Below are 14,155 nucleotides of genomic sequence, written 5' to 3'. Positions count from 1 at the left end.
TAAATAATGTCCACCACCTTGTTTAAAGATTTCACCTTCGAAGCCGCTCACCACCTGCCGCATGTACCGGAAGGGCATAAGTGTGGCCGCCTGCATGGTCACTCATTTATGGTGCGTCTTGAAATTACCGGTGAAGTCGATCCGCATACCGGTTGGATCATGGATTTTGCTGAGTTAAAAGCCGCGTTTAAGCCGACTTACGACAGACTCGATCACTACTATTTGAACGATATTCCTGGCTTAGAAAATCCAACCAGCGAAGTGCTGGCCAAATGGATTTGGGATCAGGTTAAACCTGTGGTCCCTCTGCTGAGTGCTGTAATGGTGAAAGAGACCTGCACAGCGGGCTGCGTTTATCGCGGCGAGTGATTGTAGGCTTGCCGGATGGCAACGCATCTTCTCCGGCCTGCATTGAGCAATAAACTATGGCCGGGTAAGCGAAACGCCCCCGGCACAGTTATCAGGCAATATTCAGATACTTATGGGTTTGCATCGACAGACGCCAGTTTCGCGCAATACAGGTATCAATGCACAAACGCGTTGCATCCTCTTTCTGGCTGATTGGCTGTAAGGCGATGATTCGCGGTTTATCGTCACTCAACGTCGCCAGCAGTTCATCCAGCGCTTCAATATCGCGGACACGGCCAACTGGATGCTTGATTTCATTCGCGCGCTCCAGTGCCTGTGACAGCACATCATAGCCACCGCGCATATTCACCTTCGGCGATACGGTCACCCAGGTATTCGGCGTACAGCGTACTTCGTGCGTGCCGCTGGTCTCAATCTGGCAGCTAAAGCCGTTCTTTTCCAGCAGGTCAGTCAGCGGCATCAGGTCATGAATGCAGGGCTCACCACCAGTGATCACCACGTGACGGGCGGTATAGCCCTGACGCGAAATGACCGCCAGCAGATCTTCGCTGCTCGCAGCGCCCCATTTATCGCTTTCTTTGGTCTTGGCCAGGATGCTGTACAGGGAGACTTCCCGATCCTCAAGCTTATCCCAGGTGTGTTTGGTATCGCACCAGGCACAGCCAACCGGGCATCCCTGTAAACGAATAAAAATGGCGGGGACGCCGGTAAAGTAACCCTCACCTTGCAGGGTCTGGAACATCTCGTTAATCGGGTACTGCATAGCGCTCTCAATATGGGGATAAACGATAATTATCGCAGATCCCCGCCAAAGTATCATGCCCCATCGATGCTTTACGAGGCGATCGCCGCGACAAAGCGTGCCGTTATCTGCTGCGGGCGCGTGATAGCTCCACCAACCACCACGGTATGAGCGCCTAATGCCAGGCATCGTGCAGCACGTTCAGGGGTATCAACGTTCCCTTCCGCCACAACCGGGACGCTGACCGCAGCCAACACATCACGTAAAAAACCGCAGTCGTTTTCCGCCAGCACATGCCCGGCAGTGTCAGCGGTATAACCGTAGAGCGTGGTGCCCACACAGTCAAAACCCAGGCGCTCGGCGGTCGCCGCTTCGTCTACGGTGGCAATATCCGCCATCAGCAGTACGGACGGATAGCGAGCGCGGATTTGCGTGACCAGTTCTTCCAGCGATTGCCCACCGGGGCGCGGGCGCGCTGTCGCATCCAGAGCAATAATTTCCGGCTCAACGGTCATCAGTTCATCGACTTCCTGTAAAGTGGCCGTGATAAACACATCGCTCCCCGGATAATCACGCTTGATAATCCCAATCACCGGCAGGGAGACGCTCTCTTTGATCGCGCGAATGTCCACCACGCTGTTCGCACGAATACCTACCGCACCACCCTGCGCTGCCGCCAGCGCCATACGTGACATAATAAATGGGCTATGCAGGGGCTCATTTTCCAGCGCCTGACAGGAGACAATTAATTTACCTTTCAGGGAATCCAGTACAGTTTTCATTACGATAAGATCTCTTCGACTTCGTTTTTAATGATGGTGACATGCGGGCCATAAATCACCTGAACCCCGTTGCCGCGAATAATTACGCCACGGGCTCCGGTCGCTTTCAGCGCCGCTTCATCGACCTTGCTGCTCTCTTTCACCGTCACGCGCAGGCGTGTGGCGCAACAATCCACCTCTTCCAGATTCTCTTTGCCTCCCAGCCCGGCGATCACTGCCGCTGCTCGCTCACTCTGCGGCAGGCCGGATTCAGTCGGCGCTGCGTTTTCACGACCTGGTGTCAACCAGTTAAAGCGGTTAATCAAATAGCGGAAGGTGAAGTAGTAAAGGAAGAACCACGGGATCCCCACCATGGGGACGTACATCCAGTTGGTTTTAGCTTCCCCCTGTAGCACGCCGAAAAGGAGGAAATCGATAAGCCCACCCGAAAAGGTTTGCCCGATGGTGATATGTAAAATATGCGCCATCATAAACGCCAGACCATCGAAGAAGGCGTGAATGACGTATAACACGGGTGCGACAAACAGGAAGGAGAACTCGATAGGCTCAGTTATACCTGTCAGGAAAGAGGTCAGGGCTGCTGATAACAGCAGACCAGCGACAAGTTTTCTGTTCTCAGGCCTGGCGGTGCGGTACATCGCCAGACATGCGCCAAGCAGGCCAAACATCATGGTGATGAAGCGCCCGGACATAAAACGCGAGGTGCCCGCATAGAACTGCTGCGTATTCGGATCGGCAAGTTGCGCGAAGAAAATACGCTGAGTACCTTCAACTAACTGGCCGTTGACGATTTCACTTCCGCCAAGCGCTGTCGTCCAGAACGGCAAATAAAAGATATGGTGTAAACCCAGTGGGCCAAGCATACGCAGGATGAAGCCATACAACAGCGTCCCCAGATGGCCTGTCGCATCCACCAGACCACCCAGTCCAAAAATGAGTTTCTGGAAATGCGGCCAAACCACCGTCATGACCGCACCCACGACAATCGCGGCAAGGGAGCTAATAATCGGTACAAAGCGCGAACCGCTGAAGAAACCAAGGAACTGAGGTAATGAGACTTTATTGAAACGGCTATGCAGCGCGCAGGTGACAAGCCCAATCACCACCCCACCGAACACACCCGTTTCCAGTGTCTGAATACCCAGCGTCATCCCCTGGCCTACGGTACCGGGATTCTCGTGCGCCAGCGTTCCGTTGAGCGTCAATAAAGCGTTGATGGTGGCGTTCATCACCAGAAATGCCAGCAATGCCGCAAGCCCGGCGGTGCCTTTATCCGTTTTCGCCAGTCCTACTGCGACACCTACCGCAAAAAGCACCGACAGGTTGGCAAACACAATAGAACCTGCGCTGGTCATGATCGTGAAAATTGCCTGTAACCAGTCAACGTCCAAAAATGGATAAGCAGTCAATGTGTTTGGATTCGACAGCGCGCCGCCAATCCCTAACAACAGCCCCGCAGCAGGCAGTACCGCAATCGGCAGCATGAACGATTTGCCGAACCGCTGTGCCTTTTCGAACCATGCGCCCGATGAAGCGCCGCTAAACATTTGCATCATTTTTTCATCTCTCCGATTAATGATGAAAATTTTTATCACATTTAATATAGATAATGAAAATTATCATCAAAATCCAGGAAGCCGATCATACTTTTTTAAAATGACTGGCATCTCTCCCCTGCTTTCCGCCACACTATCAACAGAGAAACGCATTAAGGATTTTGCATGTCAGAAAATGAAAACCTGCTGCTGAGATTGCGCCAGGGCGTTGACGGATATAGCCGAACACAGCAGAAGCTGGGAGAGTTTGTGCTCAGCGATCCGGCAAAAGTTGTCTACCTGACGATTACCGAACTGGCGCGTGAAAGCGACACCAGCGAGGCGAGCGTCACACGTCTGTGCCGCGCACTTGGGTGTAAGGGTTATAACGAATTCAAAATGGCGCTGGCACTCGATCTCCAGCAAGGACAGCCGGTAGAGCACAGCGGGGATGAAATTGACAATGTGGTCAATGAATCCGTACAAGCGTTGCAGGACACAGCAAAATTACTCGACAGGACATTACTGGAATCCGCCGCTTTGGCACTGCATCAGGCCCAGTCGGTACAGATTTATGGCGTAGCGGCCAGCGCTATTCTGGGGGAGTATTTACATTACAAACTCCTGCGCCTCGGCAAACCTGCACAATTGTTCAGTGACATGCATCGTGCAGCCATGAACGCCACAACGCTTAACAAAGACACGCTGGTGGTAGCGATTTCCAGTTCAGGTTCGACGCGCGATCTACTGCATGTCGTTAAACTGGCGCGTAAGCAAGGCGTGCGCGTACTGGCGTTAAGTAATACGCCGCGCAGCCCGTTGGCTTCGCTGAGCGATATTCAACTGGTCGCAGCCAAACCAGAAGGTCCGTTGAGTGCTGGCGCGCTAAACGCCAAGGTGGGAGTGATGCTGTTGGTAGAACTTCTCACCACGTCGCTGATTGCGCTGGATGAAAAGTACAGTGATGTAAGCCAGCAAACCGCCAGCGCAACCCTTCCTCTACTGCTTTAAAGGCATAAAAAAACCCGCCGTAGCGGGTTTTTACGTTAAGAGTTAAAGAACAGGATTACAAATAGAAATGGTGGGGATGCCGGCAAAGCCCCCTCTTCTTGCTAAGCCTGGAACATCTCGTGAATGAATACTGCTAGCGTTCTCAGTATGAAGATAAGCAATAATTCTCACAGATTCTGGGAAAGGGTTTTACGCTGCGAGTGTTTAAAGTAAGATTTCCCGGTTCTCATTTAAATCCCTCGTAACTTGATATAAATTCCCCATACTTTAAAATAATTTTTGTGAAACCGACAAGTTAACTCAATAACAAAAAACAACAACCCGAATATTAAAAAGAGTGCCCGTAACTCACTAAAATCTTCTTGTCCAATTGAAAATATAAAGAATGACATAACAAAAGCCATGATAATATCGCCTCTAATAACACTGGCATCTGTTAATAAATAGGCTTTTTGTATGTTGACTTTTTTTTCATTAGCAAAGCGAATTAGTTTTTGTGCCTTATACTCACTTAAACCCGCAAGCTTAATTCTTTCAGTTAAAGACTTATCATTCTGATCATATGTTTTGAAGAGCATTTCCTTATTCCCTCAACTCGGTCCAGTTAGTACTATTACCTCCAATAAGTTGATAAACAGTGAGTCCACTAGCCGCATCACCGGTTAACTCACTAGCGCCCCCGGCAACTCCCAATGTTCTCCAGTTGCGAATATAATCTTCCTGTATATAGTGGAATAATTTCCATGAATCTGTTCTCAACGTCCGCGTTGAGGCTGAACCGAAAGACAGAATAAGATCTCCCGTTGAAAAAGCAATATCACCATCCTTGTCATCCCCACCCAAAAGCTTTGCAGCCTGGCGGTAGGCATACCTCAAAGGCATTTTTTTGGGATCTTCATGATATAGTAAATAATAACCATTTTCCCATACATTCTCGCTTCCCTGCATCATTAAAGGAACTCCATAATTTTTACATGCAGCACCAAGGCTTGCTTTACACAAACCAAACCCACCGATAACTTGCATTGCCCCACTAACGAATCCAACTTGTTTTAATGATATTGTTAGAATGGAATGTTTTACTCTTTCACGCTTAGCTATTGCATATAATTTAACACTCCCCATTCTTAAATTCATTTGATGTTTAGTTAAAGACATATGATATTCACGTAATCTATCCAATGCCTTGCCGAAATCTAATTTCCCATACCGATATTCATCAAGGTAATGTGATGTAACCCTACGTTCCTCAATCATATATTTTGAACGTATAGCCGGATCATGAATATATTGAAAACTAATATCATAGACAAGTCGGTCAATCTTTTCTTTTTCACGTTGCAAATTCATTAATCCATAACCACTCAAAATAACCTCCTGTTATTTCCCGAGCAATTTATATTGAATCTTAATGCTCCAAATTAAATTTATGACAAAGGGCGTAAAGAAGAGTGAAACAAGAGCTACAGCCATACAGAAGAAAACGTTCACTATAAAGAACTCTATCCCCTCAGAAAACGATGCAAAAATCACAGCCAATAGTAAAGCAGCACTCCAGGCGTAATATGTCCAGGCATAGAGAAAAAATGCCCAACTTAAGCTGATATTTTTCAGTTTTGCCAACTTTATCAGGATAGCAGCATCCTTTTTTTTCATGCCCGCTTTCGCCAGTATGTCTTCCAATTCGTTATTCATTCAATATTTCTATTATTGTTAATGATAAATATAAAAAACACATACAAAATAATCACATCATTAAATTACTCTTAGTAAAATAATAACAAAGTGAGAAAGATCAAATTGTTTATCAAAATTTTCAATTAAGAATAAATTACAGACATAAAAAAACCCGCCGCAGCGGGTTTTTACGTTAAGAGTTAAAGAACAGGATTACGCCTGACCTTTGATCTCTTTACGACCGTTGTACGGTGCTTGTTCACCCAGAGCTTCTTCGATACGAATCAGCTGGTTGTACTTAGCAACGCGGTCAGAACGGCTCATAGAACCAGTTTTGATCTGGCCTGCAGCGGTACCAACAGCCAGGTCAGCGATGGTAGCGTCTTCAGTTTCGCCAGAACGGTGAGAGATGACAGCGGTGTAGCCAGCGTCTTTCGCCATTTTGATCGCAGCCAGAGTTTCGGTCAGAGAACCGATCTGGTTGAATTTGATCAGGATGGAGTTAACGATGCCTTTTTCGATGCCTTCTTTCAGGATCTTGGTGTTAGTTACGAACAGATCGTCACCAACCAGCTGGATTTTGTCGCCCAGTACTTTAGTCTGGTATGCGAAACCGTCCCAGTCAGACTCGTCCAGACCATCTTCGATGGACACGATCGGGTACTGTTTGGTCAGTTCTTCCAGGAAGTGAGTGAATTCTTCGGAGGTGAATGCTTTGTTGCCTTCGCCAGCCAGAACGTATTTACCGTCTTTGTAGAATTCAGAAGCTGCACAGTCCATCGCCAGGGTGATGTCTTTGCCCAGCTCGTAGCCAGCTGCTTTAACCGCTTCAGCGATTACAGCCAGAGCTTCAGCGTTGGAACCCAGGTTCGGCGCGTAGCCACCTTCGTCACCAACTGCAGTGTTCATACCTTTAGCTTTCAGAACTTTAGCCAGGTTGTGGAACACTTCAGAACCCATACGAACGGCTTCTTTCAGAGTCTTAGCGCCAACCGGCTGAATCATGAATTCCTGGATGTCGACGTTGTTGTCAGCGTGCTCACCACCGTTGATGATGTTCATCATCGGAACCGGCATGGAGTATTTACCCGGAGTACCGTTCAGTTCAGCGATGTGTGCATACAGCGGCAGGCCTTTTGCAGCTGCTGCTGCTTTGGCGTTCGCCAGGGACACAGCCAGGATGGCGTTTGCACCGAAGTTGGATTTGTTTTCAGTACCGTCCAGATCGATCATGATCTTGTCGATGCCAGCCTGATCTTTAGCATCTTTACCCAGCAGAGCCTGAGCAATTGGGCCGTTAACAGCTGCAACAGCTTTCAGTACGCCTTTACCCATGAAACGGGATTTGTCGCCATCGCGCAGTTCCAGTGCTTCGCGGGAACCAGTAGAAGCACCTGACGGAGCTGCTGCCATACCAACGAAACCACCTTCCAGGTGTACTTCGGCTTCAACAGTCGGGTTACCACGGGAGTCGATGATTTCACGACCGATGATTTTAACGATTTTGGACATTAGATTTTCCTCAGTACAAGTTAAACTAAAACTCCAGACAAACAATGCACCCTAATGGGTGCATTGCCGTTCTAACTTATTTACTTCTTACTTCGCCTGACGCTTCTGATGTTCACTGGCGGCTTTCACAAAGCCGGCAAACAGCGGGTGCCCATCACGTGGCGTGGAAGTAAATTCCGGGTGGAACTGACAGGCCACGAACCACGGATGATTCGGTACCTCAATGATCTCGACCAACTGATCATCACCGGAACGGCCTGCAATACGCAGACCCGCAGCTTCAATCTGTTTCAACAGCATATTGTTGACTTCATAACGGTGGCGATGGCGTTCAACAATTGTCGGCGCGCCGTACAGTTGACGAACCAGGCTATCGTCGCTCAACTGACACTGCTGCGCGCCAAGGCGCATTGTGCCGCCCAGATCGCTCTTCTCTGTACGGACTTCGACGTTGCCGTCTTCATCGCGCCATTCGGTAATCAGGGCCACCACCGGGTACTTACAGTCTGGCACAAATTCCGTGGAGTTGGCGTTGTCCATACCCACTACGTTACGTGCAAACTCAATCAACGCAACCTGCATACCCAGGCAAATGCCCAGATAAGGAATATTGTTCTCACGCGCAAAACGCGCCGTCGCGATTTTACCTTCAACACCGCGGTAGCCGAAGCCGCCAGGGATCAGGATTGCATCAAGACCTTTCAGGATCTCAACGCCACGCGTTTCGACATCTTGCGAATCGATCAGCTTGATGTTGACGGTGACACGATTCTTCAGACCACCGTGCTTCAGCGCTTCGATAACTGACTTATAGGCATCCGGCAGTTCAATGTACTTGCCGACCATACCGATAGTCACTTCGCCTGCCGGATTCGCTTCTTCGTAGATAACCTGTTCCCATTCTGACAGATTAGCTTCCGGACAGTTCAAGCTGAATCGTTTACAAATATAATCGTCAAGGCCCTGAGATTTCAACAGGCCCGGGATTTTATAGATGGAATCGACATCTTTCAGAGAAATCACCGCTTTTTCCGGAACGTTACAGAACAATGCAATTTTTGCACGTTCATTAGCCGGAACTGCGCGATCGGAGCGGCAAATCAGGATATCTGGCTGAATACCGATAGAAAGCAGCTCTTTTACAGAGTGCTGAGTCGGTTTAGTTTTGACTTCACCTGCCGCCGCCATGTACGGAACCAGCGTCAGATGCATAAACAGCGTGTGCTCACGGCCAATTTCTACGGCCATCTGGCGAATCGCTTCAAGGAACGGCAGAGATTCGATATCCCCAACGGTTCCGCCGATTTCGACCAGAACAACATCATGACCTTCACCGCCTTCCAGAACGCGCTCTTTAATGGCATTCGTGATGTGCGGGATAACCTGAACTGTTGCGCCTAGGTAGTCGCCACGGCGTTCTTTACGCAGAACGTCGGAGTAGATACGACCCGTAGTGAAGTTGTTGCGGCGGCTCATTTTGGTACGAATGAAACGCTCATAGTGACCCAGGTCCAGGTCGGTTTCAGCGCCGTCTTCGGTAACGAACACTTCCCCGTGTTGGATTGGGCTCATAGTACCTGGATCGACGTTGATGTACGGATCCAGTTTCATCATGGTTACATTGAGGCCACGGGCTTCAAGAATGGCTGCCAGGGAGGCTGCGGCAATGCCTTTTCCCAGAGAGGATACGACCCCGCCGGTCACAAAAATATAGTTCGTTGTCATGCTGGACCTGAGAAGTTAGGGTGAAACGATGGAATTACCAAGACGGGAAAGTAGTATACCCGAACATGACGAGCGCCACAAACTTTCATTATTCCTCCTCTTCACCAGGCTCACATTAACATCGGGAGTGAGAAAATAGCCCCTTTGGGGTAAATGTTTTTGACGTAAATCAAGCGCTTGTTATTTAAAAAATCACACAAATCGCCCTTGACCGACGAAATCCCTTAGAGATCAATTTCCTGCCGTTTTACCTGTTGCCAGACTTCTTCCATAGTTTCCAGATCAACACCAGTCATTTCCAGACCGCGCGAAGCCACAATTCGCTCAACTTCACGAAAACGCCGCTCAAACTTCTCGTTCGCTTTCTGCAATGCGGTCTCTGCTTTAGTGCCTAAATGCCGGGCCATATTGACCGTAGCAAACAGCAGATCGCCCATTTCCTCCTCCAGTTTAGCCTGGTCGACAACAGCCTGCTTAGCCTCAAACATGACTTCGTCGATCTCTTCGTAAACCTTGTCAACAACCGGTCCTAATGTTTTCCAGTCGAAGCCAACATTTGAGCAGCGTTTCTGGATTTTTTGGGCGCGCATTAATGCCGGTAAACTGCGGGGAATATCGTCGAGTGCGGAATGCTGTGCCTTCTGGGCGCGTTCTTCACTTTTGATTTTTTCCCAGCGGGTCAAAACCTCAGTACTGTTACTGGCAGAAACATCAGCAAAAACATGTGGATGACGGCGTTCAAGCTTATCGCTTATCGCAGCACAAATATCATCAAAGTTGAAGCGTCCTTCTTCCTGCGCCATCTGGGCGTAAAACACCACCTGGAACAGCAGGTCGCCCAGCTCTCCGCGCAGGTCGTCAAAGTCTTCACGCGCAATCGCGTCCAGCACTTCATAGGTTTCTTCGAGGGTGTAAGGGGCAATAGTGGAGAATGTCTGCTCTTTGTCCCACGGACAGCCGTTTTCCGGGTCGCGCAGGCGCTGCATAATACCGAGCAGTCGGTCGATTTGATTCATTGGAATGTCCTGAAATTTCAATATAGTAGACCGGATAACGCGACAACCGACATCCGGCAACATAGCAATGCCTGATGGCAACGCTAACGCGTCTTATCAGGCCTACAAGGTTATCCGGCCTACAAAATCATTAATTACCGTGCAAGCGACGTGCGTCGATCACATCCGGTACCTGGTTCAGCTTGCCGAGCACGCGCCCGAGCACCTGCAGGTTATAAATTTCGATGGTCATATCGATGGTGGCCAGCTGTTGTTTGGTATCACTTCGGCTGGCAACTCCCAGCACGTTCACCTTCTCGTTGGCGAGGATCGTGGTGATATCACGTAACAAGCCGCTGCGATCGTTGGCCTGGACGCGAACCACCAGCGAATACCCTGCCGAGTAGCTTTCGCCCCAGACCGCATCAACAATACGTTCCGGCGCATGGGAGCGCAGCTCAGCCAGCTGTTCACAATCCGCCCGGTGCACGGAAATACCGCGTCCCTGGGTAATAAACCCGACAATCTCATCGCCTGGAATAGGCTGGCAGCAGCGGGCGATGTGGTGCATCAGGTTACCTACCCCTTCCACCACCACACGACCGTCGTCTTTACGACGACTCTGCGGTGCCTGCGTTTTCTGCTGAAGCTGTTTCAGCGCGGCGGCATCCTGTTCGGCAGCACTTGGCTTATTAAACTGCGCCTGCAGGAAGTTCACCATCTGGTTGAGGCGGATGTCTCCTCCGCCAATCGCCGCCAGCAGTTCATCCAGTTCATTGAAGCTGTAGCGCGGTAGCAGGTGTTTTTCCGCCTCTTTCAGGCTGATGCCTAAATGCGCCAGCTCATCGTCGAGGATCTGGCGACCTGCAAGGATGTTCTTATCACGGTCCTGTTTACGGAACCAGGCGTGGATCTTCGAACGCCCACGACTGGTGGTTACGTAGCCAAGGTTAGGGTTCAACCAGTCGCGGCTTGGGTTTGGCTGTTTCTGGGTGATAATTTCAATTTGATCGCCCATCTGCAGCTGGTAGGTAAACGGTACAATGCGCCCACCAATTTTCGCGCCAATGCATCGATGCCCCACATCGCTATGAATGTGGTAAGCAAAATCGAGCGGCGTGGAGCCCGCAGGTAAGTCTACAACGTCGCCTTTTGGCGTAAAGACGTACACGCGGTCATCAAAGACCTGGCTACGGACTTCATCCAGCATTTCACCGGAATCCGCCATCTCTTCCTGCCAGGCAATCAGCTTACGCAGCCACGCAATGCGATCTTCATGACCAGAACGCGCCGCGCCTGAAGCGGTACCCTCTTTGTACTTCCAGTGCGCCGCGACGCCCAGTTCGGCATCTTCGTGCATCTGTTTGGTACGGATCTGAATTTCGATGGTTTTCCCGCCCGGCCCCAGCACAACCGTATGGATTGACTGGTAGCCATTGGGTTTCGGATTAGCAACGTAATCATCGAACTCATCCGGCAGATGGCGATAGTGAGTATGTACTATCCCGAGTGCGGCATAGCAGTCCTGTAAACGCTCTGCCACGATACGCACTGCGCGTACATCGAACAGTTCATCGAAGGCTAACTGCTTTTTCTGCATTTTGCGCCAGATGCTGTAGATATGCTTCGGACGTCCGTACACTTCAGCTTTGACGCCTTCCGTTTTCATCTCTGAGCGCAAATGACCGACGAACTCATCAATGTAATGTTCCCTGTCGATACGTCGTTCATGCAGCAGCTTGGCTATGCGTTTGTATTCAGCCGGGTGCAGATAACGGAAGCAATAATCTTCCAGCTCCCATTTTAATTGCCCGATTCCCAAACGGTTGGCCAGCGGCGCATAAATATTGGTGCACTCTTTTGCCGCCAGAACGCGTTCATCTTCCGGCGCGTCTTTCACTTCACGCAGATGGGCAATCCGCTCTGCCAGCTTGATGACCACACAGCGGAAGTCATCTACCATTGCCAGCAGCATGCGGCGGACGTTATCGACCTGCTCGGAAGAAACTGAATCGGTATGCGTGGCTTTAAGCTGGCGTATCGCCGCCATATCACGCACACCGTGGATAAGATGAACAATAGATTTGCCCACGCTCTCGCGCAGGATGTCTTCACTGACCACGTTGGCATCAGCCAGAGGGAACAGCATTGCTGCACGCAGCGTGTCGATATCCATGCTCAACATAGAGAGAATTTCTACCATCTCCACGCCACGCCACAGCAGCAGATCCGCATCCGGATGCCCCTGTGTCTGCTGGAGGCAGTACGCCCAGGTTTCGGCTAAGCGTTCACACGACTGCTGGCTGGAGATCCCCAGACTCGCGATCCATTTCTTTGGATCAAACTCACCAGCTTTATTTATATGTGCACTTCTTACCGCAACCATTGTCCTCTCCTTAAGGGGCCAGGCCTGTCGAAGTCGACAAGCCCTACCCATTGTCTTTCATGCTGCATTACAACCCGAAATCCAATGGGTACAAAATTCATTACAAACGCTCAAACAGGACCATTGATTCCAGGTGTCCAGTGTGCGGAAACATATCGAGCATCGCCAGTCGCCGTATGGCGTATCCAGCGTTGAGCAAAGCATCGCTGTCACGAGCCAGCGTTGCTGGGTTACAGGATACATAAACAACGCGTATAGGTTCTAATTTTATAATATGTTGCATCACACCTGCAGCCCCCGCACGCGCAGGATCGAGCAATACTTTGTCGAATCCGTTTTTCGCCCACGGCTGTCGGGTAACATCTTCCTCAAGGTTTTCATGAAAGAATGTCACATTGTGTAATCCGTTATTCAGCGCGTTTTCTCGGCCTTTTTCCACCAACGCAGGAACACCTTCCACACCAACCACGCTTGCTGCCCGAGTTGCCAGCGGTAGGGTAAAATTGCCCATGCCACAGAACAGATCGAGTACACGATCTTCAGGTTGTACATCGAGCCATTCCAGCGCACGGGCGACCATTTGTTGGTTTACCCCTTCATTGACCTGAATAAAATCGCGCGGGCTGAAGGTTAACCGTAGTCCATTTGAGTCATACCAGGGCGATTCTTCTGATATTGATTCCAGTATCTCGCTTTGCGGGGCCAGAAACAAAGACAGCCCCTGAGAATGCGAAAAGCATTCCAGTTTTTCTTTATCCGCAGCACTCAATGGCGCCGTGTGGCGCAAAATCATCAGGGTTCCGCTTCCCGCCTGTACCAGCTCAACATGGCCTAGATGGCGTAACCCTTGCAGACTTTCCAGACACGCTCTGAGATGGGGCAATAACGCCTCAAGCTGGGGCACCAAAATAGGGCATTGTTTGACATCGATAATGTCGCTGGAACCGGATTTGCGAAACCCCATCTGCAATTTTTGTTCTTTTGGCCGATAGTTCAGGCTCAAACGTGCGCGACGACGATAGCCCCACGGGGCATCAGCTATAACATCCGACACCTCACATTTCATTAAACGCGACAACGCCGCGCTTTTGCTACGCTGCTGCAATGAGATGCTGGCATGCTGCTGCTGGCAACCGCCGCACACGCCAAAATGCGGGCAACGTGGCACTTCACGCTGTGGGCTGTCGTTTAAACGTCGTTTTACTTGCGCGCGGGCAAACTGTTTTTTATCTTCGGTAATCACCACCTCGGCGCTTTCCTGGGGTAGCAATTCCGGTATAAACAACGCCTTTCCGTTATGGCGAGCGACGCCCTGACCAAAAGGATCGAGGTCATTGACGGTAACGGTTATGATCTGACGCGTCGTCACGCGTCGTTTTGCAGAGTAGAATTGCGCCATCGACGAGATATTTCTCTATTTA

The 14,155-nt window shown here is 50.0% G+C and carries 13 protein-coding genes; 2 read left to right on the top strand and 11 right to left on the bottom strand.

Annotated elements, in window-relative coordinates; translation table 11 throughout:
• Nucleotides 1-6 precede the first annotated feature (6 nt).
• Nucleotides 7-369, top strand: coding sequence for a 6-carboxytetrahydropterin synthase QueD (gene queD, locus IB222_RS04775; RefSeq protein ID WP_003825707.1), 363 nt, complete (start codon nt 7-9; stop codon nt 367-369).
• A 91-nt stretch (nt 370-460) separates the two neighbouring features.
• Here the strand turns inward: queD and queE are convergent, their stop codons facing one another.
• The 3 genes from queE to IB222_RS04760 all read right to left on the bottom strand — a co-directional run bounded on the left by queE (nt 461) and on the right by IB222_RS04760 (nt 3,449).
• Nucleotides 461-1,132 (bottom strand): 7-carboxy-7-deazaguanine synthase QueE, encoded by a 672-nt coding sequence (gene queE / locus IB222_RS04770; RefSeq protein WP_003034139.1) that lies wholly within the window; start codon nt 1,130-1,132, stop codon nt 461-463.
• Between the two features lie 71 nt (nt 1,133-1,203).
• Nucleotides 1,204-1,893 carry an N-acetylmannosamine-6-phosphate 2-epimerase gene (locus IB222_RS04765; protein WP_126317481.1) on the bottom strand — a complete coding sequence of 230 codons (690 nt, stop codon included), beginning with the start codon at nt 1,891-1,893 and terminating at the stop codon, nt 1,204-1,206.
• Complete coding sequence (locus IB222_RS04760) at nt 1,893-3,449, bottom strand: PTS transporter subunit EIIC (RefSeq protein ID WP_149384699.1); 1,557 nt, start codon at nt 3,447-3,449, stop codon at nt 1,893-1,895. Before IB222_RS04760 ends, IB222_RS04765 begins: the two co-directional genes overlap by 1 nt.
• Nucleotides 3,450-3,614: 165 nt before the next feature.
• Between IB222_RS04760 and IB222_RS04755 the strand changes: the two genes are divergently transcribed.
• Nucleotides 3,615-4,439 carry a MurR/RpiR family transcriptional regulator gene (locus tag IB222_RS04755; protein ID WP_063940947.1) on the top strand — a complete coding sequence of 275 codons (825 nt, stop codon included), beginning with the start codon at nt 3,615-3,617 and terminating at the stop codon, nt 4,437-4,439.
• A gap of 230 nt (nt 4,440-4,669) precedes the next feature.
• Here the strand turns inward: IB222_RS04755 and IB222_RS04750 are convergent, their stop codons facing one another.
• The 8 genes from IB222_RS04750 to rlmD all read right to left on the bottom strand — a co-directional run bounded on the left by IB222_RS04750 (nt 4,670) and on the right by rlmD (nt 14,133).
• Nucleotides 4,670-5,017, bottom strand: coding sequence for a hypothetical protein (locus IB222_RS04750; RefSeq protein ID WP_148361524.1), 348 nt, complete (start codon nt 5,015-5,017; stop codon nt 4,670-4,672).
• Between the two features lie 4 nt (nt 5,018-5,021).
• Nucleotides 5,022-5,807 (bottom strand): DUF4225 domain-containing protein, encoded by a 786-nt coding sequence (locus tag IB222_RS04745; protein WP_149384700.1) that lies wholly within the window; start codon nt 5,805-5,807, stop codon nt 5,022-5,024.
• Nucleotides 5,808-5,819: 12 nt separating this feature from the next.
• Entirely contained in the window at nt 5,820-6,134 is a 315-nt protein-coding gene (locus IB222_RS04740; protein ID WP_126317479.1) for a hypothetical protein, read from the bottom strand.
• A 195-nt stretch (nt 6,135-6,329) separates the two neighbouring features.
• Nucleotides 6,330-7,628, bottom strand: coding sequence for a phosphopyruvate hydratase (gene eno, locus IB222_RS04735; RefSeq protein ID WP_003034129.1), 1,299 nt, complete (start codon nt 7,626-7,628; stop codon nt 6,330-6,332).
• Nucleotides 7,629-7,715: 87 nt separating this feature from the next.
• Nucleotides 7,716-9,353, bottom strand: coding sequence for a glutamine hydrolyzing CTP synthase (pyrG, locus tag IB222_RS04730; RefSeq protein ID WP_003034127.1), 1,638 nt, complete (start codon nt 9,351-9,353; stop codon nt 7,716-7,718).
• A gap of 224 nt (nt 9,354-9,577) precedes the next feature.
• Nucleotides 9,578-10,369 (bottom strand): nucleoside triphosphate pyrophosphohydrolase, encoded by a 792-nt coding sequence (gene mazG / locus IB222_RS04725; protein ID WP_003825693.1) that lies wholly within the window; start codon nt 10,367-10,369, stop codon nt 9,578-9,580.
• Between the two features lie 130 nt (nt 10,370-10,499).
• Complete coding sequence (relA, locus tag IB222_RS04720) at nt 10,500-12,734, bottom strand: GTP diphosphokinase (RefSeq protein WP_003825690.1); 2,235 nt, start codon at nt 12,732-12,734, stop codon at nt 10,500-10,502.
• Nucleotides 12,735-12,834: 100 nt separating this feature from the next.
• Nucleotides 12,835-14,133 (bottom strand): 23S rRNA (uracil(1939)-C(5))-methyltransferase RlmD, encoded by a 1,299-nt coding sequence (gene rlmD / locus IB222_RS04715; protein ID WP_008785684.1) that lies wholly within the window; start codon nt 14,131-14,133, stop codon nt 12,835-12,837.
• Nucleotides 14,134-14,155: the final 22 nt, after the last annotated feature.

Source organism: Citrobacter sp. C13, from assembly GCF_014596815.2.
GTDB lineage: Bacteria > Pseudomonadota > Gammaproteobacteria > Enterobacterales > Enterobacteriaceae > Citrobacter > Citrobacter portucalensis.
Note: the sequence above shows the minus strand (reverse complement) of the source record. Positions and strands in the feature narration are given on the sequence as shown.

Bases quoted from the DNA above. Each gene is read 5' to 3' on its own strand.
- eno (WP_003034129.1), bottom strand. From the start codon at position 7,628: ATGTCCAAAATCGTTAAAATCATCGGTCGTGAAATCATCGACTCCCGT.
- IB222_RS04765 (WP_126317481.1), bottom strand. From the start codon at position 1,893: ATGAAAACTGTACTGGATTCCCTGAAAGGTAAATTAATTGTCTCCTGT.
- IB222_RS04750 (WP_148361524.1), bottom strand. From the start codon at position 5,017: ATGCTCTTCAAAACATATGATCAGAATGATAAGTCTTTAACTGAAAGA.
- mazG (WP_003825693.1), bottom strand. From the start codon at position 10,369: ATGAATCAAATCGACCGACTGCTCGGTATTATGCAGCGCCTGCGCGAC.
- rlmD (WP_008785684.1), bottom strand. From the start codon at position 14,133: ATGGCGCAATTCTACTCTGCAAAACGACGCGTGACGACGCGTCAGATC.
- IB222_RS04755 (WP_063940947.1), top strand. From the start codon at position 3,615: ATGTCAGAAAATGAAAACCTGCTGCTGAGATTGCGCCAGGGCGTTGAC.
- queE (WP_003034139.1), bottom strand. From the start codon at position 1,132: ATGCAGTACCCGATTAACGAGATGTTCCAGACCCTGCAAGGTGAGGGT.
- pyrG (WP_003034127.1), bottom strand. From the start codon at position 9,353: ATGACAACGAACTATATTTTTGTGACCGGCGGGGTCGTATCCTCTCTG.
- relA (WP_003825690.1), bottom strand. From the start codon at position 12,734: ATGGTTGCGGTAAGAAGTGCACATATAAATAAAGCTGGTGAGTTTGAT.
- IB222_RS04740 (WP_126317479.1), bottom strand. From the start codon at position 6,134: ATGAATAACGAATTGGAAGACATACTGGCGAAAGCGGGCATGAAAAAA.
- queD (WP_003825707.1), top strand. From the start codon at position 7: ATGTCCACCACCTTGTTTAAAGATTTCACCTTCGAAGCCGCTCACCAC.
- IB222_RS04760 (WP_149384699.1), bottom strand. From the start codon at position 3,449: ATGATGCAAATGTTTAGCGGCGCTTCATCGGGCGCATGGTTCGAAAAG.